This window comes from Phyllobacterium sp. TAF24 (assembly GCF_052113785.1).
Taxonomy (GTDB): domain Bacteria; phylum Pseudomonadota; class Alphaproteobacteria; order Rhizobiales; family Rhizobiaceae; genus Phyllobacterium.
This window is the reverse complement of the sequence record NZ_JBFRDN010000007.1, coordinates 118,296-142,505: the sequence shown is the minus strand read 5'-3', so window position 1 is coordinate 142,505 and position 24,210 is coordinate 118,296. Positions and strand designations below refer to the sequence as shown.

Annotated in this window: 21 protein-coding genes and 1 tRNA gene; 14 read left to right on the top strand and 8 right to left on the bottom strand. The window is 53.6% G+C overall.

Features of this window, described 5'->3' with window-relative positions:
• Positions 1-102 precede the first annotated feature (102 nt).
• Positions 103-852: a GNAT family N-acetyltransferase gene (locus tag AB4Y96_RS08770; protein ID WP_348271750.1), complete on the top strand. Its 750-nt coding sequence runs from the start codon at positions 103-105 to the stop codon at positions 850-852.
• Here AB4Y96_RS08770 and AB4Y96_RS08765 read toward each other — a convergent pair.
• On the bottom strand, positions 849-1,316 hold the full coding sequence (locus AB4Y96_RS08765) for a hypothetical protein (RefSeq protein ID WP_441916701.1): 468 nt from the start codon (positions 1,314-1,316) through the stop codon (positions 849-851). The two genes, AB4Y96_RS08770 and AB4Y96_RS08765, sit on opposite strands and share 4 nt — an antisense overlap.
• Before the next feature lie 212 nt (positions 1,317-1,528).
• Between AB4Y96_RS08765 and AB4Y96_RS08760 the strand changes: the two genes are divergently transcribed.
• From AB4Y96_RS08760 to AB4Y96_RS08750, 3 genes are all read left to right on the top strand, one after another.
• A tRNA-Cys gene (locus AB4Y96_RS08760) sits at positions 1,529-1,602 on the top strand.
• Between the two features lie 115 nt (positions 1,603-1,717).
• Entirely contained in the window at positions 1,718-2,308 is a 591-nt protein-coding gene (locus AB4Y96_RS08755; protein WP_175540497.1) for a rhomboid family intramembrane serine protease, read from the top strand.
• 253 nt (positions 2,309-2,561) lie between these two features.
• Entirely contained in the window at positions 2,562-3,437 is an 876-nt protein-coding gene (locus AB4Y96_RS08750; RefSeq protein WP_091877256.1) for a hypothetical protein, read from the top strand.
• A 250-nt stretch (positions 3,438-3,687) separates the two neighbouring features.
• Here AB4Y96_RS08750 and AB4Y96_RS08745 read toward each other — a convergent pair whose 3' ends face one another.
• Positions 3,688-3,930, bottom strand: coding sequence for a hypothetical protein (locus AB4Y96_RS08745; RefSeq protein ID WP_441916699.1), 243 nt, complete (start codon positions 3,928-3,930; stop codon positions 3,688-3,690).
• Between the two features lie 259 nt (positions 3,931-4,189).
• On the opposite strand from AB4Y96_RS08745, the gene AB4Y96_RS08740 reads away from it, so the two are divergent.
• A complete protein-coding gene (locus AB4Y96_RS08740; RefSeq protein ID WP_441916698.1) occupies positions 4,190-4,867 on the top strand; it encodes a BPL-N domain-containing protein in 678 nt (225 codons plus the stop codon).
• Between the two features lie 613 nt (positions 4,868-5,480).
• Here the strand turns inward: AB4Y96_RS08740 and AB4Y96_RS08735 are convergent.
• The 3 genes from AB4Y96_RS08735 to AB4Y96_RS08725 all read right to left on the bottom strand — a co-directional run bounded on the left by AB4Y96_RS08735 (position 5,481) and on the right by AB4Y96_RS08725 (position 6,916).
• A complete protein-coding gene (locus tag AB4Y96_RS08735; protein ID WP_175540496.1) occupies positions 5,481-5,648 on the bottom strand; it encodes a hypothetical protein in 168 nt (55 codons plus the stop codon).
• Between the two features lie 214 nt (positions 5,649-5,862).
• Complete coding sequence (locus tag AB4Y96_RS08730; RefSeq protein ID WP_091877247.1) at positions 5,863-6,300, bottom strand: hypothetical protein; 438 nt, start codon at positions 6,298-6,300, stop codon at positions 5,863-5,865.
• A 64-nt stretch (positions 6,301-6,364) separates the two neighbouring features.
• Entirely contained in the window at positions 6,365-6,916 is a 552-nt protein-coding gene (locus AB4Y96_RS08725) for a GGDEF domain-containing protein (RefSeq protein WP_091877245.1), read from the bottom strand.
• Positions 6,917-7,507: 591 nt separating this feature from the next.
• Here AB4Y96_RS08725 and AB4Y96_RS08720 point away from each other — a divergent pair.
• From AB4Y96_RS08720 to AB4Y96_RS08700, 5 genes are all read left to right on the top strand, one after another.
• Positions 7,508-8,182 (top strand): protein-L-isoaspartate O-methyltransferase family protein, encoded by a 675-nt coding sequence (locus tag AB4Y96_RS08720; protein WP_441916696.1) that lies wholly within the window; start codon positions 7,508-7,510, stop codon positions 8,180-8,182.
• Between the two features lie 148 nt (positions 8,183-8,330).
• On the top strand, positions 8,331-9,731 hold the full coding sequence (locus tag AB4Y96_RS08715) for a TolC family outer membrane protein (protein WP_441916694.1): 1,401 nt from the start codon (positions 8,331-8,333) through the stop codon (positions 9,729-9,731).
• Positions 9,732-9,954: 223 nt separating this feature from the next.
• A complete protein-coding gene (locus tag AB4Y96_RS08710; protein WP_441916692.1) occupies positions 9,955-10,776 on the top strand; it encodes a DUF2497 domain-containing protein in 822 nt (273 codons plus the stop codon).
• Between the two features lie 266 nt (positions 10,777-11,042).
• Positions 11,043-13,829, top strand: coding sequence for a valine--tRNA ligase (locus AB4Y96_RS08705; RefSeq protein ID WP_441916691.1), 2,787 nt, complete (start codon positions 11,043-11,045; stop codon positions 13,827-13,829).
• Positions 13,830-14,226: 397 nt separating this feature from the next.
• Positions 14,227-15,480, top strand: coding sequence for an OmpP1/FadL family transporter (locus AB4Y96_RS08700; RefSeq protein WP_091877234.1), 1,254 nt, complete (start codon positions 14,227-14,229; stop codon positions 15,478-15,480).
• 326 nt (positions 15,481-15,806) lie between these two features.
• Here AB4Y96_RS08700 and AB4Y96_RS08695 read toward each other — a convergent pair whose 3' ends face one another.
• A complete protein-coding gene (locus tag AB4Y96_RS08695; protein WP_441916689.1) occupies positions 15,807-16,016 on the bottom strand; it encodes a hypothetical protein in 210 nt (69 codons plus the stop codon).
• A 77-nt stretch (positions 16,017-16,093) separates the two neighbouring features.
• Between AB4Y96_RS08695 and AB4Y96_RS08690 the strand changes: the two genes are divergently transcribed.
• Complete coding sequence (locus AB4Y96_RS08690; RefSeq protein ID WP_091877230.1) at positions 16,094-16,888, top strand: tetratricopeptide repeat protein; 795 nt, start codon at positions 16,094-16,096, stop codon at positions 16,886-16,888.
• 30 nt (positions 16,889-16,918) lie between these two features.
• Here AB4Y96_RS08690 and xth read toward each other — a convergent pair whose 3' ends face one another.
• Both xth and erpA read right to left on the bottom strand, forming a co-directional pair.
• Positions 16,919-17,698 (bottom strand): exodeoxyribonuclease III, encoded by a 780-nt coding sequence (xth, locus tag AB4Y96_RS08685; protein ID WP_091877228.1) that lies wholly within the window; start codon positions 17,696-17,698, stop codon positions 16,919-16,921.
• 198 nt (positions 17,699-17,896) lie between these two features.
• Positions 17,897-18,232 carry an iron-sulfur cluster insertion protein ErpA gene (gene erpA / locus AB4Y96_RS08680; RefSeq protein WP_162700314.1) on the bottom strand — a complete coding sequence of 112 codons (336 nt, stop codon included), beginning with the start codon at positions 18,230-18,232 and terminating at the stop codon, positions 17,897-17,899.
• Between the two features lie 158 nt (positions 18,233-18,390).
• Here erpA and AB4Y96_RS08675 point away from each other — a divergent pair, with 158 nt between their 5' ends.
• The 3 genes from AB4Y96_RS08675 (at position 18,391) to AB4Y96_RS08665 (ending at position 24,207) form a co-directional block, all read left to right on the top strand.
• Positions 18,391-19,599 carry a deoxyguanosinetriphosphate triphosphohydrolase gene (locus AB4Y96_RS08675; protein WP_441916686.1) on the top strand — a complete coding sequence of 403 codons (1,209 nt, stop codon included), beginning with the start codon at positions 18,391-18,393 and terminating at the stop codon, positions 19,597-19,599.
• A 63-nt stretch (positions 19,600-19,662) separates the two neighbouring features.
• Positions 19,663-21,420 (top strand): arginine--tRNA ligase, encoded by a 1,758-nt coding sequence (argS, locus tag AB4Y96_RS08670; protein ID WP_441916685.1) that lies wholly within the window; start codon positions 19,663-19,665, stop codon positions 21,418-21,420.
• Between the two features lie 99 nt (positions 21,421-21,519).
• The gene (locus AB4Y96_RS08665) at positions 21,520-24,207 is read left to right on the top strand and encodes an SPOR domain-containing protein (RefSeq protein ID WP_441916683.1); all 2,688 of its coding nucleotides are present in this window, start codon (positions 21,520-21,522) and stop codon (positions 24,205-24,207) included.
• The last annotated feature ends 3 nt before the right edge of the window (positions 24,208-24,210 follow it).

The window sequence follows — 24,210 nt, the reverse complement described above, 5'->3', positions numbered from 1 at the left end:
CCGTATAGTCTACCAAAGCTTCTTTTATATTGTGAATGGGATCACAGTGTCATCAGCTTTTTGACCGATGGTCGGCGAAAAGGATGGGCAGGATGCGGTAAAATGGCGGTACAGGTGGGCAGAATCCGCGCGTTGTTGCAGCAGATGAACTGGTATCTGACAGCTGCACCCCAATCACGAATCCATCAACTTGCTGCGTTGCGCGGGCTCGAACCAGACTTGCTTGATGATATCGGCCTGACGCCAGCCGATGTCCTGCGCGGAACCCCGAAGGATAATCTGTTGAATAATCAATTGTTTGAATCAAAGGCCTCGCAGTTTGATTCCGCTGCCTTGCATATACGTGACGCTGATGATCGCGACATGGCAGCAGTTCAATCCATTTATGCCTATCATGTGCTCAATGGTATCGCTTCTTTTGAAGTCGAGGTTCCATCGCTGGATGACATGATGGCGCGCAAGGCAGGCGTTCTCACTGCCGGATTGCCCTATCTGGTGGCCGAGGCGGGCGGGCATATCGTCGGATATAGCTACGCTACACTCTATAGGCCACGCCCTGCCTATCGTTATACGGTGGAGGATTCAGTTTACATCGCCAATGGAATGTCCGGCTGCGGTATAGGGTCGTTATTGCTGGGTGAATTGATCAGGCGATGCGAGGCAGGCGATTGGCGGCAGATGGTGGCCATAATCGGCAATAGCGGCAATGCAGGTTCGTTGAGACTGCACGAGCGGCTTGGCTTTGAGCCGGTGGGAACATTGCGTTCTGTTGGTTTCAAATTTGGGCAGTGGGTGGATACGGTGCTGATGCAAAGAGCGCTGGGGCAGGGTGATGAGATTTCACCCGTCTAGAGAAACCTGCGGGCGGAGCGAACAGCAATAAGCCAGAAGATGAGCGCAGCTACGGCGCCTATACTCCCGATCATCACTATGGCTGTGATGTTTCGGATAGCAGCGGCGAGAATAACACCAAGGAGCGCACCACAGACCATGAAGAACAGCGCGGAGCTTCGTTGCCTGGCTTGATCAATGGTCACTGCCAGCAGGGCAGGCAGGAACGCGATGATTGCTATGAGCGGTGCGATGTTGGACCATTGGCTGACATCTGAGAGCTTGGCGATGGATTCTGGTTTGCTGAAAGAATCCCAACCGGCAAGACACAGATAGAACAGGGCGCTGGCGACATAGGATGCGATCAGAAGTCCCGCAAAGAAAAGACTGACACGCGCAATGCGCTTGAGCGGAAATCGCAGGGCTGACGCCGAGGGCCCGTTGTCATTGTGTGGGGATGGGGTCACTTCCATAGTTTGAATCATAATTGATCCGCATAGGCGAGCAAGCTGTCATTCAGCAGTCAATCAATCTCGAAAAAAGCAATGTCATGCCCAGCATCCATACTTTTTGCCTCGGAAAATTCTGTTTGCCATAGCGACAGGATTTTGTCGGGAATGACTTGACGGCGCCAGATTGGTCTCCTAGAGAACGGCACCGGAGATTCATGGACTTGTGTCCTGTCCCCAGTCAATGAGGCCTCGTGGCGGAGTGGTTACGCAGAGGACTGCAAATCCTTGCACCCCGGTTCGATTCCGGGCGAGGCCTCCAATTCTTTCCACAATTAGTTATCTATTTGTTATTGCTTGTATTTTCATGGATGTAGCAACCGGTATCTCTGTCTCATCGATAATGGATGCCATTCGGATACAGTTGGGATTTTACCTTGCCTGTTATTAAATCGCCCACGCCGACGTTGATCCTCATTCTGGTTTGTGTTGTCATTGCGATCGTTACCCGTTTGGGAGACAATCCAGAAGTCACGTCTGAACTTATGATAGCCAGCCAGTCTGACTATAGGTTTCATGATATTATGAATGGCGAAGTGTGGCGTCTGTTCACACCCATCTTTCTACATTTCAGTCCGATGCACCTGATTTTCAATATGTTCTGGCTTTATGATTTGGGCGGCCAGATTGAGCAACGCATTGGATATATCCGGTTTATCATATTAGTTATGATGCTCGCGCTTGTGTCCAACATTACGCAATATTTACTGCAGAACCCCTCTTTTGGCGGGATGTCCGGAGTGGTCTATGGCCTCTTTGGCTACGTATTCATTCGTGTCCGGGCGGAGGGATCAAGCGCTTATTTTATCACGCATAACAACGTTATCATCATGTTTGGTTGGTTTATCTTGTGCTGGACAAATGTTCTTGGACCGGTGGCAAACTGGGCACACACAGGTGGTCTTGTCTTGGGTCTGGCATTGGGTGCCGTCGGTTTTGGTGTCCAACGGCGGCGCCGTTTAAGATAGGTCAGAATTATACGAACTAAATATACCGAGGCAATTAAATGCCACATTACACGCTTTCGTCGCTGCGTTTAGTGAGGGTCGTTTACCCGCACAGAATTCCCATTATTTCACATGCAGCCCTCCCATTCCAAAAGCAGCACCCCCAATGCAATAGATTGCGTTTGACTGCCGCGCAGTAATTCGTCACCGTCGAGTATCGACGTTTTAACGGATATTCGTTGACATCTAATTGAGTTTGCTTGGGGGCGCGCGCATGTGGAAATTCACTGAGATCGCTGACTGGTGGGATGGCCAAAAGAACGAATCCCAAGGAATAATCGACAAATGGGTGGAAGACTCGCACTACAGTCAAAGCGCGATGATTGTCGGTGCGGGCGCATCCGCTGTGATGACCTTTGGTCAAGGCTTTGTGGACATTCTCAGATTGGGTGATGGTGTCAAGGAAGGCACACTTGGCGGCGTTGGCAAAGATGCACTGCGCGTTGTCGCTATTTTCCCGGTAGGTAAAGCAGCTGAAGCTCTGCAGGCCGTAAAAGGCGCCATTCGCGTGCGTCTCATTGCTGATATCCCGGCCCAGGCGGCGACGGGCGGGTGTTTCTGGGTCGCCTCCGCCAAGGCACTCGCGCAATTAGGTCATAAATTTGAGGGGCGACTTTTTGCCAGTGTTGATGATATTGCTGCCGCCCTGGGATTGAAGATGGGGCACCTGCCAGCCATCGCCGATCTGAAGGTGGGTGTTAGCTTTCTCACCCAACTTGGCGTCAAGGTCAGCCCTTGGAAAAACATTTCAAGTGTTAAGGAATTGGAGCAGTTGGTTCCCCGCGACGGCAGTGTCGTCATGATAGGTGTCAATCTGATCAGAGAAGGAAAAACCGCAGGAGCGCATGCGATCTATGCATACCGCGGCCCATTTGGTGAGATACTTTACATCGACCGAACTGTCGGCGCGGGTAGGTTGAGGGCTTACCGCAGTCTTGAAAGTCTCGCCAAAGAATTTGGTGGCGAAATGTTCGCCCCTCGTGAGGCAGTTGTTTTATACAATATGTATGTCAGGGCAGTGGGCCATGAAGCAGCAAGACTGGTTATACAAGTGCTGGGATTCGTTGCCTCCGAGGAGAATAATAGCTGACGGACAACGGGGTCTCGCATTTGAAATGACATCCCTCAACGTTATCGCATAGTTTTGTACGGCAAATTCAAAGGACGAACATAAGTACCATGAACGTTCATAACGGATGTTTGTGCAACTGGGCTCGGGGTACTGGTACAAATTCCCAGTGCGGACCTACGGCCAGAAAACACTTGCCAGTCAAACCCAACCTAAGCAGATGGCTTCAGTCCGCTGTGGGTCTATGGCCTGCCAGGTGTATCAGGGCGGGTTAGTGGGCTTGCAGCCTATGATTGGCTGCGAGAAATTGTTTTCCAGATGCGGTCACTACGATTTGCGTTGTCCTTGAATGTGACGGGGAGCGGTCGATGAAACCGCGATCAATCGCATCTTCCCAAATTGTCAGCCGGGGGCAGGAGGTTTTCCATGCGTCCATCGCATCTGCATACTGTCGCGGTTCCCGGGCCACCCATTCAACCAGATCAAGTATCAGGCTGTCATTGTTGTTTTCCATCGTGATTCCTCCCGTAAGAAGCATTGCATTTCGGCACCGCACGGCAGAGTTCGTCATTCTAGCACTTCATCCGTGAAACAAAAGCGGGGCTTCCGTCACATCCGGAGAGCTTCTGTATGGGTTGGCTGCTTCACAAAATTAAACCGCAATTTGACATAGGGTAGGGCGCGCAGGATCAGATCAATTGGGAATTCGATTATGTTTGGCGGAGCAAAATATGCACTTCTCTTGTGTTTTCTCGTGCTGAACAGCCCTGCAAATGCATCGCAGGGCGGTTTGGCTCTTGTGTATCGCGGGGCCTGCCGGATGTGATGATTGTTCTTCTGCAATCGCCGACGCCCTAAAGAACAGTACCTTTCATTTTGACGTTCAGTTTATCGGCCCGAATGAAAAGTTGAAGTTGGAACCATCCAGTTTCATCGGGGCTTCATTGTATGTCCAACCCGGCGGTGGACAGGATATTGAAGGGGCGAAAAAAAGCCTTGGAAAAGCTGGCATCCAGTCCGTCAGGGATTTTGTATCCAAAGGCGGGCGGTATCTGGGAATTTGCATGGGTGCGTATCTCGCCACGGATCTGGGTTTTCATATTGTGGAAGGTGAAACCGATTCCGAGGTTGGAAGACCGGGGTTTCCAGTATCCGATATCGGTGATTACGTGGTGCCCATTAAATGGAAAGGTTCTCAGTTATGGACATACTACCAGGATGGCCCATATCTTCCAAAAAATGATGCGAATTCAGGGTTTCTGGCACTTGCGCACTACCAGAACGGGGATGTGGCAGCCGCACGCTATTCCTTTGGCAAAGGCAGTGCAACGCTGATCGGGCCTCATCCCGAAGCACCTCAGGATTGGTACGATAATTACGGCTTGCACAACCCGGACGGAGTAAACTCGAAACTAATCCAAGGATTGCTCGATGCGACTATGGCTGACTAAGGTCTCATACCATTGCTGCCACGTTATCCGTTGCCCGAATGGTCTATCATGCTGATCTATCCCCCGCATCGCCATCAATCGACAATTGTCAGAACCTATCTGGATTTTTGCCAAGGCTATCGCCCGAACATTATTCAGGCTTGCGAAATAGGTGTTGTGTCTTAAGGAGCGGGCGGTAGGAATATTTCGGTATTCAAAGCTGGCAAGACTATCGCCTGTGCCCGCCTTGAGGGCCGCCTCTGCCAGAGCCGGTGCTGCTGCCCTTGCCAGGGCCAGTACCGCTTCCCTTGCCGGGGCCAATGTTATTCCCCTTGCCGGGGTTCATGCTGCTGGCCTTGCCACTCGGCTTACTCCCGTGGCCACGAGGTCCACCGAAACTAAACCCGAATCGCGCGGCTTCAGCGCTGCTGACGAGCACGACACTCGAAGCGGCAATGACAGACAATGCGATGATGAGGATTTTCCTCATATAGTGTTACCGTTTCTAATCCCGGATTTGGTCGCTCAAACGAAATTAGAAGCTGCTGTTTGTCAATTCAATTGATATTAATACGGATAAAATAAAGCCCGCGCGGCCAATAATGTTGACCGCGCGGGTTATATGTCTGCCGGATTACTGCGGGAATGCGCCCGGAATAGCTTCTGCAGGCATGCTCGGTTCAACATTGATACCCGGCTGGGCGTCGCTCGCGGACTTGTTTTTAGCCAAGGCTTCACGAAGCAACTGCCATTCGCGCTCATGGCGCTGGTAGACTTCCTGTGGAACGGTCTTGATCGTCATTCTGTGACTCCGAATTGAACTGCCGGACGTGGTAGCGATCAAAATAGGCAAGAGTTCTGCAGTTCAAATCAACAATTGCGACGGTCTATTACAAAAATCATTGTGGCGGCAAAGATTTTAATTTCAATTTTAAACAAGTGTTCCGCTGTCAATAATACTGGACTGCAAAACACACAGTAAAATCGATTAAAATATTGGTATTGTTCGTTTTATTTCAATTTTGTTCACTGTCCGAGAGGGCCGCGCGTATTTTAACCTCGTCGGAATCATTGAACGCTGCGAATATATCGTTACCGATCAGGGTGTGAATTTCGCGCAAGTAAGTCGTTGCGGCCGTGGTTTGACCAAGGGCAAGGTATGAGCGCGCAATGGAGAGCGATGCCAGTGGCTGCTTATGGCCAAGACACCAGTCACGCGCCATCTGCGATATGGCGATGCTTTCGTCAAAACGATCTGCATCAAAGAGAGCCGCACCAAATCCGCTCTTGATCCAGAAATTGATATCTGTCTGCGGTAAATGTTCATCCGCAATGCGCGAAGCCTTTTCCCAATGCTTGACCGCAAGCAAATGGTTGCCGGTGGCGCCGAGGCGAATTGCCTCATTTGCCTGATCGAAAGCCTGTCGTTCTGTGGGATTCATCGAGTCAGCCATTTTTACCGTATCGGAGCATTAACGGCGACGGCACTGACGTTACAGTGCTGAACCAGACCCGGAATTAGCTGGACCGGCGTTCCGAATAGCGGCGATATACACCTCTGCCGGCGTTTTTTGCAATGTAGAGCGCGGCATCACCGCACCAAAGCAGGCTTTCCGGTGTCTGGCCGTCACGCGGGGCAAGTGCGGCACCGATTGTCGCCGTTATTCGGATGGGGGCGTCTCCACCCAGATCGTAGGGCTGAGAGATCGATCCGATGATCCTGTCGGCAACGCGGGCGGTCTCTTCTGCCGTTACCTGAACGAGCACAATGGCGAACTCGTCGCCGCCCAGACGGTAAACCACATCGTTCTTGCGCAAACAGGACTGCAACCGGTCTGCGACCAGTCGCAGAAGATTATCACCGTCGCTGCGGCCATACTGTTCGTTGATGGTCTTGAAGCTGTCAATATCGATACAAAGAACGGCAAATTCTATGCGGTCAACGAAGTCACTTTCGCCGTAAGATGCGCAAAGACTATCCAGATGTTCTTCAAGCGCATCCCTGTCGGCCAGTCCGGTGAGTTCGTCGTGACTGACGGGAAAATCGCCCAGTCCTTTGAAATCAATCATTTACGCCTAATTCCTATTACCGCTTACCGATTCCTTTTGCCTGCGTATGACAATGGCAGGTGCGTGCTGTCAGTTCAATCACAGAATTGAGTACATGCGTGAGCGGAAAACAATAGCAAGGTAAATAAAAGCAGCTTCAGTGCGTTTTACTTTACCACGGATTTTCAACCAGTTCGACGCCTGTTTTTGTTATACTTTAAGATGTGTCGCATTCAGTTAGTCGCGCAATTACGCTGCTCATATCAATTCACAATGACGTTAGACGCGGTACCAGATGTTTCGAATCTCAAAATTTATCGCTGTTACGGGTCACCAAAGAATCAATCGCAAGACGATGACCCCCGGCGTTCCGTCCCCTGAAAAACGCGACAAGAGTTGCACAAAGATTACGGCTCGCGAGAAATGGTTGATATTCGTGAAAAAATGACAGCTATGTCATCTCGTCACGGCAGACATTGATTGACGATGGCTTAATTTTTTGCCACATCCTGTCCTAAATTATTGCTTCTGCTGTAATCATCCGGCGGAGGCCTGTTACGCGCTTGCAAGCGCTCTGTGTTGCAAGTGCCTTGCCAGGAAAGCTTGTGGACCATGACGCTGAACTTTGAAGATCTTCGCATCAAGATGGTCGACAATCAGTTGCGTACGACTGATGTGACCGACAAACCACTGCTTCAGGCGTTCCTTGATGTCCCCCGCGAAAAATTTGTACCCGCCGCGCGTGTGCCTCTGGCTTACATTGACGAGGATGTGCTTGTTGCTGCGGCTACTGCGGAATCAGGCCCACGTTATCTGATGCAACCTTCGCCATTCGCCAAGCTTGTACAATTGGCAAACGTGCAGCCTGACGATGTCGTGCTCGATATTGGTTGTGCAACTGGTTACTCGGCTGGTGTGCTTTCGCGAATCGCCGGGTCAGTCATTGCGCTCGAAAACGATCAGAGCCTTGCACAGCAGGCCACCACGACGCTGGCGGAGCTTGGTTATGACAATGTGGTTGTGGTTAGCGCGGCGTTGCAAAATGGCTACGCTTCGGAAGCACCTTATGACGTGATTTTGTTTGAGGGTGGTATTGATCATGTTCCTGGTCCATTATTCGACCAGCTGAAGGATGGGGGACGTCTTGTCGCCGTTGAGGGCGCGGGCAATTCTGCCAAGGCCATGATCTACGTCAAGAATGATGGAGTTGTGTCCGGTCGTCCTGCTTTCAACTCTGCCGTGAAGCTGCTTCCCGGTTTTGAGAAAGTGCCTGAGTTCGAGTTTTAACTGTCGCGCATGAGACAAAAGTGCAACGGTTGACCACTTTGTTCGGATATCGAAAAATGTGTCTGTGGTCCATCTTGCAAATTGAAAGCTAATGAACGACATGTGGTCGAACCAGTCGGTTCGGTCTGGGGTTTACAGATTTTAGAGAATGAAGGGGTTTATGGTGTTCATAGCGGGTAAGCGAGTACTCACCGCGGCGCTGCTGTCGGCGACGGTCTTGACATCTACGCCTTCACTGGCAGAAACGATCCTTGGCGCCATGGCCAAGGCATATGGCAACAATTCGACGCTTAATGCTGATCGTGCCGGTGTGCGCGTGACCGATGAAGGCGTGGCCGTAGCAAAATCCGGTTATCGCCCGACAATTGAGGCGACAGCGACGTTATCCGCCACTGCGCGCCGGAACGATGGCAGCAGCCGCACTAACTCCACAGGCGGTGTATACGGCATCTCTGTAAACCAGAAATTGTTTGACGGGTTTCAAACGAAGAACAATGTAGCTTCTGCCAAGACACAAGTATTGGCTCAGCGTGAAAATCTGCGGAACAACACGCAGAACCTGCTTTTCAGCGCTGCGCAGGCTTATATGGACGTATATTTTGCACGCCAGGTTGTCGTGCTGCGCCAAAAGAACCTCGAATTTCTTGATGAGCAGCTGCGTGCTGCCAAGGCACGGTTCGATGTTGGTGAGGGCACGCGTACAGACGTTGCGCAGGCTGATGCGTCGAAAGCTTCGGCTATCGCCACACTCAACGTAGCACGGTCCAATGCCAAGACTGCTGAAGCGACGTATATTCAGATTATTGGTGCAGCACCGAACGGTCTGAAGTCGGCAAGTATTGCGTCGAAGAATTTGCCCAAGTCCATGGATTCGGCTTTTGCCATTGCTGCGAACGATCATCCGGCCATTTTGGCGACTCAATATGCACTTGATGCCGCTGGTTATGACGTAAAATCCAATGAAGGTGCTTTGCTACCGCAAATTGGGTTGAGCGGTAGTGTTAACCGCAATGAATTTTATTCAGGCAGCACAACATCAGGTTCTTCAAACGACGACTACACCACGGCATCGGCAGGCATTACACTGACTATTCCCATCTATAGCGGTGGTCGTACACCGGCACTGGTTCGTCAGGCCAAGGAAACTGCAGCCCAGCGCCGGATCGAGGTTGATGTGCAGCGGGACACCGTGCGTCAGGCGATTGCCAAGTCTTGGTCGCAACTTGAAGCCGCCAGGGCATCTATCATTGCGCAGAAGACCGTTATCTCCGCCGCACAGCTTGCCTTGAATGGTGTGATCGAAGAACGCAAGGTCGGCCAGCGCACGACATTCGATGTGTTGCAACAGCAGGCACAGGTCTTGGCAGCGCAGATCGATTTGGCGCAGGCTGAACATGACAGCGTCGTCACAAGTTATGCTGTACTTCTGGCCGTTGGACGGCTTTCGCCGGAACGGATCGGACTGCAAGTGGCTCAATACAAGCCGGAAGAGCATTACGAAGCCGTCAAGGACAAGTGGTTCGGACTGCGGACGCCAGACGGCCGTTAGGCTTTTGGGTCCATTCATTCGAGATTATTCAGATGCCGCCGGTCAACTCCCGGCGGCATTTGCGTTTGTGGATTGAGATATCAGGTTTTTCGCGCTCGCCAGAAAAGTCTGTGGGTTAGACCGGATTGTCCGCCCGAGGGATTCTCAAAGACAATGTAAGCCTCTACACTGAATGCAGATTCGTTGCTTGGCAGCGAAACAAGATGTAGTAGGCGAGAGTATCATGGCACAATCATCCAGCGTGGCGCGCGAACCTTCCATGGAAGAGATTCTCGCCTCGATCCGTCGCATCATCGAAGAGAGTGATACGACGCGCACGGATGATGTTGTGCCTACGCCTGTTAATTCAGATGTCCCTGTTCAGACCGCTGCAATGCAGGTGCAGCCTCAGTCCTATGATCTAGCCGACGAAGAGGTGGAATTGCCGCCACGCGAAGGCATTGCCGTTTCGCATCCGGCCCCGCAATCCTATGAGGCACCGCTAAGCCGGCCATTCTCGCCGCTTCAGTCGAAACTCGTTGAACGCGAAGCTACGGTAACGGAATCAGTCGTGCAGCCTGAAGTTCTGGAGTCACCCATCATTCACGAAACGTCTTTGCATGAGCCAAGGGACTATCATGGGCATGAGGCAGAGACCTTTGAAGTACCGGAAGCGATTATCGAAACCCCTGTAGTCGTGCCTGCGCCCTACGAGGAGCCTGCCATTGAACCGGAGCAGATTAAGGCGGAAGAGCAGAAATTTACTCCGGAGCCCGTTGAAGCCGTCACTGATGCATCAGAGGCAACCATAGGCGACGAAGTGTCCTTGGATCTGGAGCGTGCATTGGAGCCGATCCTGTCTGAAGCGACGGAACGTCAGGTCAGTGCCGCTTTCGGTGATCTTTCCTTTGCGGTGCAGAACGAGCAGCGGCGTTCTTTTGACGAGATCGCACAGGAAATCATGCGGCCCTTGCTGCAGGACTGGCTGGATAACAATCTGCCAAATCTCGTCGAGCGTCTTGTGCGTGAGGAAATTGAGCGCGTGGCGCGTGGCGCCAAACGCTGATATCGATCCGGATCACATTCTCCGAACAATCGCGAGAGCGTATATAATCGCGCTCCGCAGACTCCGCGTCCGCTTGTGGCTATAGCTTGCGAGACGGCATTCGCCTTGATGTAAGCCCAATGTGCGATACGATGATACTCACGCAGTTCTTCTACCCGCGAGTCAAAGCCATTCCGACGACATTCGCCAGATATCATTGACTTATGTCCAGCCATTCGGTTTACACCGTAGCTAATCCTTTTCCGCAAAAATGACGGACTATTCGCATGCTTGAGAAGACCTATGACGCCGGGGCTATAGAGCCGAAGATCGCAGAACGCTGGGATGAAGCTGGAGCATTCAAGGCTGGAGCTGGTTCAAAGCCCGGCGCTGATCCTTTCTCGATCGTTATTCCTCCGCCCAATGTGACCGGCTCGCTGCATATGGGCCACGCGCTGAACAATACGATTCAGGATATTCTCGTCCGCTTCGAACGCATGCGCGGCAAGAATGTGCTGTGGCAGCCGGGTTTGGATCACGCAGGTATCGCGACACAGATGGTGGTCGAGCGCCAGTTGATGGAACGCCAGCAGCCGGGCCGCCGTGCCATGGGCCGCGAAAAATTCATCGAGCGGGTCTGGGAATGGAAGTCGGAATCCGGCGGCATTATCGTCGATCAGCTGAAGCGCCTTGGCGCATCCTGTGACTGGTCGCGTGAACGTTTCACCATGGATGAGGGGCTTTCGAAGGCCGTTCTTGAAGTCTTTGTCACCCTCTATAAGCAGGGGCTGATCTACAAGGACAAGCGTCTGGTCAACTGGGACCCGAAATTGCTGACAACGATCTCCGACATCGAAGTCGAGCAGCGTGAGCTTAAAGGCCATCTGTGGCATTTCCGTTATCCGCTTGAGAATGTCGCATTCGATCCGGAAAATCCGCACACCTATATTGTGGTTGCGACGACTCGTCCGGAAACCATGCTTGGTGATACGGGCGTTGCGGTTAACCCAAAAGACGAACGCTATCACGCGGTTCTGGACAATAATGTTGTTCTGCCGCTGGTTGGCCGCCTGATTCCTATCGTTGCTGATAATTACGCCGATCCGGAAGCCGGATCAGGTGCAGTCAAGATCACGCCTGCCCATGATTTCAATGATGCGGAGGTTGGCAAGCGTAACGATCTGCGCGTCATCAACATCCTGAACATGGATGCATCGATCTTCCTGAAGGATAACAACGACTTCCTCGAAGGATTGGAGAAATCGAGTCATCTCGATCAACTGATCCATGCCCTTGATGGCAAGGACCGTTTTGCGGCGCGCAAGTTGATCGTCAGCATGATGGAAGAGGGCGGCTATCTCGAGAAGATCGACGATCATACGCACATGGTCCCGCATGGCGATCGCGGCGGCGTGCCGATTGAGCCTTATCTGACCGATCAGTGGTATGTGAATGCCGGTGAACTCGCCAAGCCTGCTATCGCCAGTGTCCGCGAAGGGCGCACAAACTTTGTGCCCAAAAATTGGGAAAAGACCTATTTTGACTGGATGGAGAATATCCAGCCCTGGACCATTTCCCGTCAGCTTTGGTGGGGGCACCAGATTCCGGCGTGGTATGGTCCAGATGGTCAGGTTTTTGTCGAAAAAACCGAAGAAGAGGCCTTGAGCGCTGCTGTTCAGCATTATCTTGCGCATGAAGGGCCGATGAAGGCCTATGTGCAGAACCTGCTTGAAGACTTCAAGCCGGGCGAACTCCTCACTCGTGACGAGGACGTGCTCGATACGTGGTTCTCGTCGGCTCTGTGGCCGTTCTCCACATTGGGCTGGCCTGATAAGACGCCCGAGCTTGCCATGTACTACAAGACCGATGTGGTCGTGACAGGCTTTGATATCATCTTCTTCTGGGTGGCCCGGATGATGATGATGGGCTTGCACTTCATGGATGAAGAGCCATTCCACACGATCTACATGCATGCGCTTGTTCGCGACAAGAACGGTGCGAAGATGTCGAAGTCGAAAGGCAACATCATCGATCCGCTGGAACTGATCGAGGAATACGGTGCGGATGCGCTGCGTTTCACGCTTGCGATCATGGCGGCACAGGGGCGCGATGTGAAGCTCGACCCGAGCCGTATTGCCGGATACCGCAATTTCGGGACGAAACTCTGGAATTCCACGCGCTTTGCCGAGATGAATGGCGTGGCACGCAATCCGGCATTTCGCCCTGAGAATGCCAAGCTGACGGTCAATCGCTGGATTTTGACAGAACTCACCAATGCGGTGCGCGACGTTACCGATGGTATTACCAGCTATCGGTTCAACGAAGCGGCTGGCGCTGCCTACCGTTTCGTCTGGAATCAGTTCTGCGACTGGTACATTGAACTGCTGAAGCCAGTCTTCAACGGCGAAGATGCGGAAGCCAAGGCGGAAGCGCAGGCCTGCGCTGCCTATGTTCTCGATGAAATCTACAAGCTGCTGCATCCGTTCATGCCTTTCATGACGGAAGAGTTGTGGGCGCATACCGCAGGCGAGGGGCAGGTGCGTGATACCTTGCTTTGCCATGCGGGCTGGCCGGAGCCGGATTTCCTCGATGCCGAAGCCGCAGCCGATATCAACTGGCTGATTGATCTTGTGACAGGCATCCGCTCGGTGCGGGCGGAAATGAATGTTCCGGCATCCGCAACAGCGCCGCTCGTTGTCGTTGGAACCAGTGATGCCACCAAGGAGCGATTGGTGCGCCATGAGGCATCGATCAAATGGCGCGCCCGCGTCGAAACGATCAATCTGGCTGATGAGGCGCCAAAGGGTTCGGCTCAGTTTGTTATCGGCGAAGCGACCGCCTGCCTGCCACTGGGCAGCCTGATCGATGTGAAAGCTGAGGTTGCTCGCCTTGGCAAGGAAGCCGGTAAAATCAACGAGGAAATCGGTAAGATCGAGAAGAAGCTTGGCAATGAGAAGTTTGTCGCCAATGCCAAGCCCGAGATTGTCGAAGCCGAACGCGAGCGCCTCATCGAATTGCAAGCATCGATTGAGAAGATCGAAGTCGCCATTCGCCGTGTAAGCGAGGCAAGTTGAGCAAACCAGCCATTTCTGGCTAATTGATTCTCAATTTAATTGAATTAATCTGCGCTCCCCTTGAATAGGTGGGGAGCGCATCCTACTTTCGACAGTTATCCGCCCCAATTCGGTCATTTTTGAGCGCCGTTGCATTTGAGCAACATTGACGCTTTCTGGCTGAAAACGGCCCGTTTCTGGCTTCAATGCGGGGTTGTGCATTGCGAAATTCTAAAAAACGTGGGTGAAAATACACGAAAGCTCCACGTTTTTGAATTTCATGCCTCCGACCATCGAAAACCTCCTGTTTTAAACAAGTTGCAGGATTCGCGCGCTTTGTTACCTATTACGTATTGGTAACAATTTTGCTGAACTGTGATCGCGCGTTCAGAAGTTTTCAGGTCTCGGGGAGGACTTAATGACTAAGACTATTTCCACAATCATCGGCGGCGCGCTTCTTTTGACAAGTGTTGCTACCGCTGCTCAGGCCGGGGGCCTTGAGCGCGGTGGTTACAACTGGGATCTCCTCTTCAGTGAAGAGCGTTTTGCAACCGAAGGTGGCGTGATCTACGTTATGCCTGATCGCAAGATCAAGAATGCGAAGGATACTGATCCGCGCGATGGCAACAACAATAACAAAAGCAAGTCCGCAAACGAAACGCCTGACTATTCGGTTTATAAGTTTGGCGCGAAGGTTGGCATTACACCCGATCTGGATTGCTTGGGCACCTATAGCCAGCCATGGGGCGTTCACACCAACCCAGGCAACAATTGGGCCGGCGTCAATCAGAACATCGAAACCAAGGTCAAGAGCGAAGACTGGGGTCTGACATGTTCCTACAAATTCAACGTCGGTGAAAAAGGCGACTTCCGCATTATCGGTGGTGTCTCCTATCAGGAAGTTTCCGGTTTCAAGGAACGTCAGGTTCATCCCGGCTTCCCAGGTCGTTTCGATGGCACAGGCCGTCTTGATCTGGAAGGAAACGGTGTTGGCTGGCGCATTGGCGCTGCCTACGAAATTCCAGAGATCGCGTTGCGCGCCAGCCTGATTTACAACTCAGAAGTTGATCTGGGTACGGTAACCGGGACGCTTGATCTGACGCAGTCGCCGCTGGCGCCCGGCATTGGTGGCCGGATCACCAATGTTTACGGCACTGCAACCATGCCACAGTCGGTCGAATTCAAGCTGCAGAGCGGTTTCGCACCGGGCTGGCTGGCCTATGGTTCGGTCAAATGGGTTGACTGGAGTGTTCTCAACGTCATCGCTTTCTGCCCCACTGCCACGCAGGGAAAAATTGCCTGCGGACCAGCTTCGCCAGCACGTGCGACGTCGCTTGATCTGATGTTCCAGGACGGCTGGACAGTTACTGGTGGTGTCGGTCACAAGTTTAACGACCAGTGGAGCGGCCAGCTGCAGGTTAGCTGGGATCGTGGCACATCAACAGGCCTGACTACCCAGACCGATACCTATCTGCTTTCCGGTGGTGTCGCCTATTCGCCCAACAAGAACGTTGAAATTCGTTTGGGTGGTGCAATCGGCATGCTGACATCAGGTTCCTACGGCCCAACGGCTTGCCCGAATGCGGCAAAGAAATGCGGTACAGATGCTACTTATGACTTTGGCGACGACCTTGTCACCGCGGTCTCGCTCTCGGGCAAGTTGAAGTTCTAATCAATCTGAGATTGAACAGAAAAGCCCGGTATTCGTACCGGGCTTTTTAGTATTTGGCCCTTGGTTTGTTGTGCAGTGCGATGCGCGTCGGCCTAAAAGTAAGAAATTCTCCATTACGTTTTGTGACGATTCAGCAACACTTCTGAGCGATGATTTGCAAGGCGGAGGCAAGGGGCAATTTTGCCCATTTTGCGCCACAAACCCGGAGCAACTCGATAGGGTGGCGACCGATAAGTGGTTGAAGATATATCGTGCAATGGTGCCGATATCCCGCACGGGGCAATGATGGACGCAAAACCGATCCTTCTGGCTTATACAGATAGCCGTTACGCGATGTCGGAACTGACGCGCACCCCGTACGATTCCATTGTTTCATGCACATCAGATTCAAATGTAACCGGCCGTACTATTGCCGGAATGCGGTCAAACGATCGCTGGAATGATGTGCAATATTTCTCGATAACAGCACCGGCAGCGCGAACAGCACTGACTGGTACAAATTGGAAGGCAAGCCGCACGATAGCGGGCGTCGCCATATATCAGGTCCTGACGAGATGTGCTGAGCGCGGCGATGCTGCGACGCACGCGTTCCGGACAAGGGAAGTGCACTGTCATGTTCATCATTGATCGTTTCGCAGCCCCCATGTTTGGGATTGGCCTTGCATTGAGTGTCATGACGCTGCCGTGCCATGCCTTTGATGCAGGTAAGGAGATGAACGAGGATTCAAGCCCCTTCGATCTCTTCAAGTTCGGATTTTCTGCCTACAAGAATGGCCACAAGGACGAGGCTGTTAAAGCACTACGGTTTGCTGCGGAAAAGGGTCATCAGGGCGCAAACTGGAAGCTTGCCCGCATGTATGCGGAAGGTGATGGCGTCAAGGAAGACGACTATGAAGCCTACAAGATGTTCGAGCAGGTCATTCATGAAGGCGCCGATCAGGGCACAGAGAATGAGAGCTACGTTGCGGATGCGCTCGTTGCACTTGCCGGTTATGTAAAGCGCGGCATTCCGAACTCTCCAATTCGCTCCAATCCCGGCGCAGCGCGCGATCTCTATCTGCAGGCCGCATCGAATTTCGGCGACCCCGCTGCCCAGTTCGAACTCGGCAAGATGCTAATGAAGGGCGAGGGTGGTCAACCCAACCCCAATCAGGCAGCGCGCTGGTTCCGTCTTTCCGCCCAGAAGGGCCATGCGGGCGCGCAGGCCATGCTCGGCAACCTCCTGTTTCAGGCTGGCAAGACCGTGCGCGGGCTGGCCATGATGACCGCTGCTTTCGAGCGGGCTTCCAAACAGGATCGTGTCTGGATCGGCGATATTCAGGAACAAGCGTTTTCCATCGCTGATGAAGCGGACCGGCGCACAGCCATCGTTTTGGCCGAAGATATCATCAAAACCGGCGACTTCTGAGCTGCCTCTGTTCGCTTAGAACAGACCCAATCAAATCAGGGAAATTGCAACAGGGACGTGATCGGAAGGCTTTTCCCAGGCGCGGACGTGCTTTTCAATGCTTGCGGATTCGAGCCGGTTGGCCGCCTCAGGCGATAGCATCAGATGATCGATACGGATGCCATTGTTCTTTTGCCAGGCGCCAGCCTGATAATCCCAGAACGTATAGATGCCAGCCTCATCGGTGACCGAACGGATAGCATCCGTGAAACCGAGATTTTCCAGACGGCGAAATGCCTGACGCGTTTCCGGTTGAAACAGGGCATCATTAACCCATGCTTCGGGATGCTTGGCGTCCTTTGGTTCGGCGATGACATTGTAGTCACCCGCAAGCACCAGTGGCTCTTCCAGCGCGAGCCGGCTTTCGGCCCAACGCTCAAGGCGCGCCATCCAGCGCAGCTTGTAGGGGAATTTTTCCGTATCAATGGGATTGCCGTTGGGCAGATACAGTGAAACGACGCGGATAGCGCCGGTTTCTGTCGAGAATACCGCCTCGATGAAGCGCGACTGCTCATCGGTATCATCACCGGGCAGACCGCGCGTTACCTCGTCAGGCGTCTTCTTTGACAGGATGGCAACGCCATTGAAGCCCTTCTGTCCGTGGGTTTCGATGTGATAGCCCAGCGCTTCGATCTCGGCACGCGGAAAGAGTTCGTCGACGGATTTGATTTCCTGCAGGCAGACGATGTCAGGATTGGACTCCTGCAACCAGGCAATCAGGACTTCGATCCGCGCTTTCACGCCATTGATGTTCCAGGTGACAATTTTCATGGGAAACAACGACTTTGCTGGGTTTTTGATTGCATGGAGATCGATATTGATCGTGAGCGGAAAGATACGCGCCCGCCCGCCAGCGGGTCAAGCGGCGAGGTGGCAAGTATGAGCCGTGCTGCACATATTCCTGACACACAGCGCAAAAACAAAAAGCCGCCCATAAGGCGGCTTTTATCGAACGGCAGAAATGGCTGCTTATACGGAAAAGCTGGTTCCGCAGCCGCAGGACGAGGTCGCATTGGGATTGCGGATCTGGAAAGACTGCCCCATCAGATCGTCAACAAAATCGATCTCGGAGCCGCCAATATAGGGCAGAGAGATCGAATCGATCAAAACCTTGGCGCCCAGCTTTTCGATAACGATGTCATCGGCGTCCTGTGCATCAACAAGATCATATTTATAGGAAAAGCCCGAGCAACCGCCACCTTCGACGGAAATGCGCAGGGCTGTCTTGTCAGGATCGGATTTCAGAATTGCCGAAATGCGCTTTGCAGCGGCATCGGATACGGAAACATTCATTGCATCACTCATTTCATCACGCTCCAAATGCGAACAAGTTCGCCGCGCTCCGGCTTAAGTTGACATTGTCATGTCACACCTTGCCATTCATCATACACCATAGCTAAGAATTGGCGACCGCGAAGTCAACGACCACAGCGGTTGCAAAGTGAAAGGCATTCAATTCAATCATGTCGATGCAGGGAATTGGCTTCGGATACAGGGAGAGGGCATCCTATGCCTGCGATCCACAGCAAAGCCGTGGCAGGCTCTTTCCGGAAAATGAAAGTCCGACGCGCACGGTCTTTCAGCGGGACCGGGATCGCATTATCCATTCCACGGCTTTCCGGCGGCTGAAGCACAAGACACAGGTTTTTATTGCCCATGAGGGTGATCATTACCGCACCCGTCTGACCCACACGATTGAAGTCGCCCAAATTGCCCGGGCTTTGGCACGGTCGATGCGGCTTGACGAAGATCTGGCTGAGGCCATCGCTCTGGTTCATGATTTTGGTCATACGCCATTCGGGCATACGGGCGAAGATGCGCTGAACGAGCGGATGATGGATTTCGGCGGCTTTGACCACAATGCCCAGTCATTGCGCATCGTCACCAATCTGGAAAAGCGTTATGCCGAATTTGATGGGCTCAATCTGACATGGGAGACGCTTGAGGGGCTGGTGAAGCACAATGGCCCGCTCACTGATGCGGATGGCAAGGGGCTAAAACATCCCGTTCCTGCGGCCATTGTCGAATATAACAGCCAATATGACCTCGAACTTGGCCGCTATGCTTCCCTTGAAGCGCAGTGTGCGGCCATTGCCGATGATATTGCCTATAATGCGCATGACATTGACGACGGTCTGCGCTCCGGGCTGTTGTCACTGGATGCCCTTGAGGATGTGCCTTTGACTGGTGATATTTTGCGCGGGGTGCGGGAGAAATATCCCGTTTTGGATGAGGTTCGGACTGCGCACGAGATTGTGCGGCGGCAGATCACAATTATGGTCGAGGACGTTATCCGGACCGCTCAATTCAATATTGACGCGCTCCAGCCGCAAACTGTTGATGATATCCACAATGCAGGGCGTATGCTGATCGGGTTTTCTGGCGCCATGCGTGAGAAGGAAAAATTGCTCAAGGCATTCCTGTACAAGAACCTTTACTTTCACGAGAGTGTTGTGCGCATTCGAAAATCCGCTGACAAAATTGTGAGAGATTTGTTTGATGCCTATATGGCCGACGAGCAGACCATGCCGGAAGGCTGGCGCGATGGGCAGAAACAGGACGGTTTGGCGGCCCGCGCACGGCTTGTTGCCGATTTTCTGGCTGGCATGACCGACACCTATGCTGTGCGCGAGCACCGCCGCTTGTTTGACCACACGCCCGAATTGGCTTAAGCGGAGGGCCAATCGCGGTCAAAAGGCCGTATCAATTTGAAAAACCCGATCGAGTATAACGTCATGAACATCTTCGCCGATTTCGACGCGCGGATTAAGAAAGCCCTGCAAGCGCTTGAATTGAAAACTATTGATGGCGCTGATGTGGATCTATCCCGCGTTGGTGTGGAGCCGCCGCGTGATCCGAGCCACGGTGATATCGCGACAAATGCCGCCATGGTTCTGTCCAAGGCTGTTGGTCAAAATCCGCGCGAATTGGCAGTCAAGATCGGCGATGCGCTGAAAAATGACCCCGATGTCGGCTCTGTTGATGTCGCTGGGCCCGGTTTTATCAATCTGCGCCTCAAAGATACCTATTGGCACAGGCAACTGGCCGGAATGCTGAATTCAGGTCTCGATTATGGCCGGTCGAAACTCGGTTATGGTCACCGGGTTAATGTCGAGTTCGTTTCGGCCAATCCGACTGGTCCGATGCATGTGGGCCATTGCCGCGGTGCGGTTGTGGGCGATGCGCTGGCCAACCTTCTGTCTTTTGCCGGTTATGATGTCGCCAAGGAATATTACATCAATGATGCGGGCGCGCAGATCGATGTGCTCGCCAATTCGGTGATGCTGCGCTACCGGGAAGCGCTCGGCGAACATATCGGCGATATTCCATCGGGGCTCTATCCGGGCGATTACCTTGTGCCGGTGGGGCAGGCACTTGCTGCCGATTACGGCACGAAACTTCTGGCCATGCCCGAAGAAGAAGCAACAGCGATCATCAAGGACCGGACTATCGATGCCATGATGGCCATGATCCGGGACGATCTTGCGTCGCTCAACGTGCATCATGATGTGTTTTTCTCCGAACGGACGCTACACGCTGATAATGCCAAGCAGATCCGGTCGGCAATCAATGATCTGACGCTGAAGGGCCACGTCTACAAGGGCAAGCTGCCGCCACCCAAGGGTCAAGTGCCTGAAGATTGGGAAGATCGGGAACAGACCCTGTTCCGTTCAACCGATGTGGGCGACGATATTGACCGGCCATTGGTGAAGTCTGACGGGCAGTTCACCTATTTTGCGGCTGATGTTGCCTACTTCAAGGACAAGTACGACCGGCATTTCGATGAAATGATCTATGTGCTCGGCGCGGATCATGGCGGCTACGTCAAGCGGCTGGAATCGCTGGCCCGCGCGGTTTCGGGCGGTACGGCCAAGCTGACGGTGCTGATCTGCCAGCTCGTCAAGCTCTACCGCAATGGCGAGCCTGTGCGGATGTCGAAACGGTCTGGCGAGTTTGTAACCCTGCGCGATGTGGTGGAAGAGGTGGGTCGGGACCCTGTCCGGTTCATGATGTTGTACCGGAAGAACGACGCGCCACTGGATTTCGACTTCGCGAAGGTTACCGAGCATTCGAAGGACAACCCGGTATTCTACGTTCAATATGCTTCTGCCCGGTGCCATTCAGTGTTCCGCCAGGCGATTGAACAGCTCGGCATGGGCGAAGAATCACTTGCTGCAAGCGCGCAGCATTTCGGTCTTTTGACGGACGAAAGTGAAATTGCGCTCATTCGCAAGCTTGCCGAATACCCTCGCTTGATTGAAACGGCAGCCATCCATCAGGAGCCGCACAGACTGGCTTTTTACCTTTATGACCTCGCAAGTTCGCTGCATGCGCAGTGGAATAAAGGAACCGAAAACGCGGACTTACGTTTTATTAAGGTTAACGATCCAAACTTGTCCCAAGCCAGGCTAGGGCTGGTTCAGGTTGTTTCTAAGGTTTTGACGTCCGGATTGTCTATCATTGGTGCGGACGCCCCAACCGAAATGCGCTGAAAGGCGTAGAAATCCTGTCAACTTTTGCCCACATTGCGCTGGTATGGCCAATGCGTGACGTTTTTTGACGTCCATAGTTGAGAGTACAGGATTAACGCCATGGCGGACAACTATCTTCAGCGTTCTCACCGGCAGGATGATTCGCGAATCGGTAATGACGATCCTCTGATGGAGCTTTCCCGCATTATGGGAACGCCCGAGGAAGAGGAGAACTCTGCGACCGGTTCCAGCGAGGATTTTGCTATGGATCTGGAGCGCGAGCTCATGGGTGACTTTGACGAGCACCCACAGGCAGCAGCTGCCCAACCTGCGGAAGCCGTGCATGATCACAGTCCTGCGGTTGCGCAGGATCCTTTTGCGAATTTCGATCTGCAGGATGCGGTCGAGCGGGAATTGATGTCGGATGAGGAACCTTCCCATTCACATCATGTCGCTGAACCTGTCCGTCAGGTAATTTCCGAACCGGTGGCAATCTACGAAGAACCTGATTACGGTGATTATGAGCCGGAAGCAGCCTATGTGGACAGTGAAGCAGGCGAGGGTGCTGATGCGCACGAACCTGTCAGTTTCACCCCAGAGCCAACGCCTGCGCCGCGCGTGGAGCCTGCTGCTCTTTATGCCGAAGAGCGCCCGGTCGTTGCCGCGCCATCGCTCAGCCTTGAGGATGAGCTGGAGACGCTGCTTGCGGGTTCTGCAAAACCTGTGACCCAGCGTTCTGGCAATGCATCATGGGGTTATGGCTCGCAAGCGCCGGTTGTCGGCCGCACTGAAGCTGCTCCCATCATCAGCCGGGCAACGTCCTATACAGCGCCTGTCGCCCAGCCTGCTCCCGTAGCAGCGCCAGCCTACGTGCCGGAGCCAGCCGCTTATCAGGCTCCCATTGCCGATGAGCCGGTTCAGCTACAGGAATCTGCGCCGGTTCAGGATGATCCGCTTGATGATTTTGATACCGAAGAGCTGATGGCTGCCTTTGATGATTTCGAAGTGCCTGTTGATATCGAGGATGAAGTTGTAGCCGAGCCACAGGCTGAAGCCCGGGTTGAGGACGCAGAACTTCCGCATTATCAAAGCCCTGTTCAGTCCTACGCGGCTGTTCATCAGCCGGTTGCTTCTGCTCCGGAACCTGCGATTGAGGCCCATCATCTGCCGGAACCGCAGGATTTGAGCGGTTATGCGGATGAACTGGATCGCGCAGCGTCATCCATCGCATCGGCGCCGGATGTTCATACGATGGCTGTCACAGAGAGCCGGGTTGAATATACGGAATCTCTCGATCTGCCTGAAGTGCATTACGAAGACGATGCGCCGCAGCATAATGGTATGGGCGAACTGGAAACAGAATTCGCGGAAGTTTTCGGCTCGATCGAAGCGGATGATCCCCGCGCCGCCTATGCCGCGCCGCAGGAGGAGCCGCAGTCAACAGCGGCCCCCAAGGATGAGTACGCTGATATTTTTGCCGATGTGTTTGGCAATGAGGCAGAAAAGACTGGCCACTCCCCGGCAAATTACGCCCTTGCCGGAGCTGGTGTCGCGGCAGCAGCTGCCGGTGTGGCAGCAGCCAGTGCCCATCAGGCACGCCCGGTTGCCAGCAATTACAGCAATGGCCCCGAAGACGATATGGACTTTGGCTACGATCCAAAGCGTGACGATGTCGGGATGGCCGCAACAAACTATGCTCAGCCCGCAAGCCGCAAACGCAGCTTCATGGTTCCGGGTGCAGTGGCTGCGGCCGTTCTCATCGCCGTTTCCGGTGCTGCAGCCTATAAGTGGATGGGTGGTTCCGGTGGAACGCCTGTTGTGATCATGGCGGACAAAACGCCGATCAAGGTTCAGCCTGAAACCACTGCCAATGCGACTGCTCCTGCTCAGGACAAGATTGTCTATGAAAAGGGTGCAACGGCCGACACTTCGCCGCCAAAGCAGCAGCAGCTCGTTACTACGCAGGAAGCACCTGTTGATCTTGCCGCTACCGATGAAGACGAAGATGCAGCAATGAACGACACAGCAGGCAATAAAGCCGAGGAACGGGTTGATCCTGCCGCCGCCAATGTTGCTTCCACTGACCAGCAGGCGCAGCCGAACAACGCGATTGCACCACGCAAGGTTCAGACCATGGTCGTGAAGCCTGACGGTACGATGGTTGCTGCTATTCCACAGGCCGCTGATCCTGTCAGTTCCGGCCCGGCTGCTGCACCTGCAGCGCGTCCAGTCGCTGCCGCCGCTCCGGCTCCTGTTAATGCCATGCCTGACGGCAATGATCAGATCGGCTCGCTCGCTGCGGCCAGCAATCCTGCAACGCCCAAGCCCGCGGTTGAGCCGCTTGTTGCCAAACCGCAGGCTCCGGCTTCCGGCAAGCTACCGGCCAAAGCGGTTGAGACGAAGAAGATCACGTCCGAAACCGTTGCGTCTGTCTCGCCCCGGAATGCCCCTGTCGTTGATCGTCCAGCCGACCAGCCGCTGAATGTTGTCGACCGGGTTGCTCCGCAGAAGGCAACCGCGCAGCCAGCAGCACAGCCTCAGCAGGTCGCATCGGCTGTTGCTCCGGGTAGTTACCTGATCCAGGTTGCCTCGCAGCCAACCGCTGAAGGCGCGCAGAAAACCTACGCTTCTCTGGCCCAGCGCTATCCGGGTGTGATTGCCGGTCGTGGTGTCGATATCAAGCAGGCCGAGATTGCCGGTAAGGGTACGTTCTACCGGGTCCGCATTCCTGCCGGTACCAAGGATGCGGCAGTCAATCTGTGCACCAAGTTCAAGTCGGCGGGTGGCAGCTGTTTCGTCACGCAGTAAGCT

What these genes read in the sequence shown, in the direction of transcription:
- AB4Y96_RS08770 (WP_348271750.1), top strand. Translation starts at nt 103, where the DNA reads ATGGCGGTACAGGTGGGCAGAATCCGCGCGTTGTTGCAGCAGATGAAC.
- AB4Y96_RS08765 (WP_441916701.1), bottom strand. Translation starts at nt 1,316, where the DNA reads ATGATTCAAACTATGGAAGTGACCCCATCCCCACACAATGACAACGGG.
- AB4Y96_RS08750 (WP_091877256.1), top strand. Translation starts at nt 2,562, where the DNA reads ATGTGGAAATTCACTGAGATCGCTGACTGGTGGGATGGCCAAAAGAAC.
- AB4Y96_RS08745 (WP_441916699.1), bottom strand. Translation starts at nt 3,930, where the DNA reads ATGGAAAACAACAATGACAGCCTGATACTTGATCTGGTTGAATGGGTG.
- AB4Y96_RS08740 (WP_441916698.1), top strand. Translation starts at nt 4,190, where the DNA reads ATGCATCGCAGGGCGGTTTGGCTCTTGTGTATCGCGGGGCCTGCCGGA.
- AB4Y96_RS08735 (WP_175540496.1), bottom strand. Translation starts at nt 5,648, where the DNA reads ATGACGATCAAGACCGTTCCACAGGAAGTCTACCAGCGCCATGAGCGC.
- AB4Y96_RS08730 (WP_091877247.1), bottom strand. Translation starts at nt 6,300, where the DNA reads ATGGCTGACTCGATGAATCCCACAGAACGACAGGCTTTCGATCAGGCA.
- AB4Y96_RS08725 (WP_091877245.1), bottom strand. Translation starts at nt 6,916, where the DNA reads ATGATTGATTTCAAAGGACTGGGCGATTTTCCCGTCAGTCACGACGAA.
- AB4Y96_RS08720 (WP_441916696.1), top strand. Translation starts at nt 7,508, where the DNA reads ATGACGCTGAACTTTGAAGATCTTCGCATCAAGATGGTCGACAATCAG.
- AB4Y96_RS08715 (WP_441916694.1), top strand. Translation starts at nt 8,331, where the DNA reads ATGAAGGGGTTTATGGTGTTCATAGCGGGTAAGCGAGTACTCACCGCG.
- AB4Y96_RS08710 (WP_441916692.1), top strand. Translation starts at nt 9,955, where the DNA reads ATGGCACAATCATCCAGCGTGGCGCGCGAACCTTCCATGGAAGAGATT.
- AB4Y96_RS08705 (WP_441916691.1), top strand. Translation starts at nt 11,043, where the DNA reads ATGCTTGAGAAGACCTATGACGCCGGGGCTATAGAGCCGAAGATCGCA.
- AB4Y96_RS08700 (WP_091877234.1), top strand. Translation starts at nt 14,227, where the DNA reads ATGACTAAGACTATTTCCACAATCATCGGCGGCGCGCTTCTTTTGACA.
- AB4Y96_RS08695 (WP_441916689.1), bottom strand. Translation starts at nt 16,016, where the DNA reads ATGGCGACGCCCGCTATCGTGCGGCTTGCCTTCCAATTTGTACCAGTC.
- AB4Y96_RS08690 (WP_091877230.1), top strand. Translation starts at nt 16,094, where the DNA reads ATGTTCATCATTGATCGTTTCGCAGCCCCCATGTTTGGGATTGGCCTT.
- xth (WP_091877228.1), bottom strand. Translation starts at nt 17,698, where the DNA reads ATGAAAATTGTCACCTGGAACATCAATGGCGTGAAAGCGCGGATCGAA.
- erpA (WP_162700314.1), bottom strand. Translation starts at nt 18,232, where the DNA reads ATGAGTGATGCAATGAATGTTTCCGTATCCGATGCCGCTGCAAAGCGC.
- AB4Y96_RS08675 (WP_441916686.1), top strand. Translation starts at nt 18,391, where the DNA reads ATGTCGATGCAGGGAATTGGCTTCGGATACAGGGAGAGGGCATCCTAT.
- argS (WP_441916685.1), top strand. Translation starts at nt 19,663, where the DNA reads ATGAACATCTTCGCCGATTTCGACGCGCGGATTAAGAAAGCCCTGCAA.
- AB4Y96_RS08665 (WP_441916683.1), top strand. Translation starts at nt 21,520, where the DNA reads ATGGCGGACAACTATCTTCAGCGTTCTCACCGGCAGGATGATTCGCGA.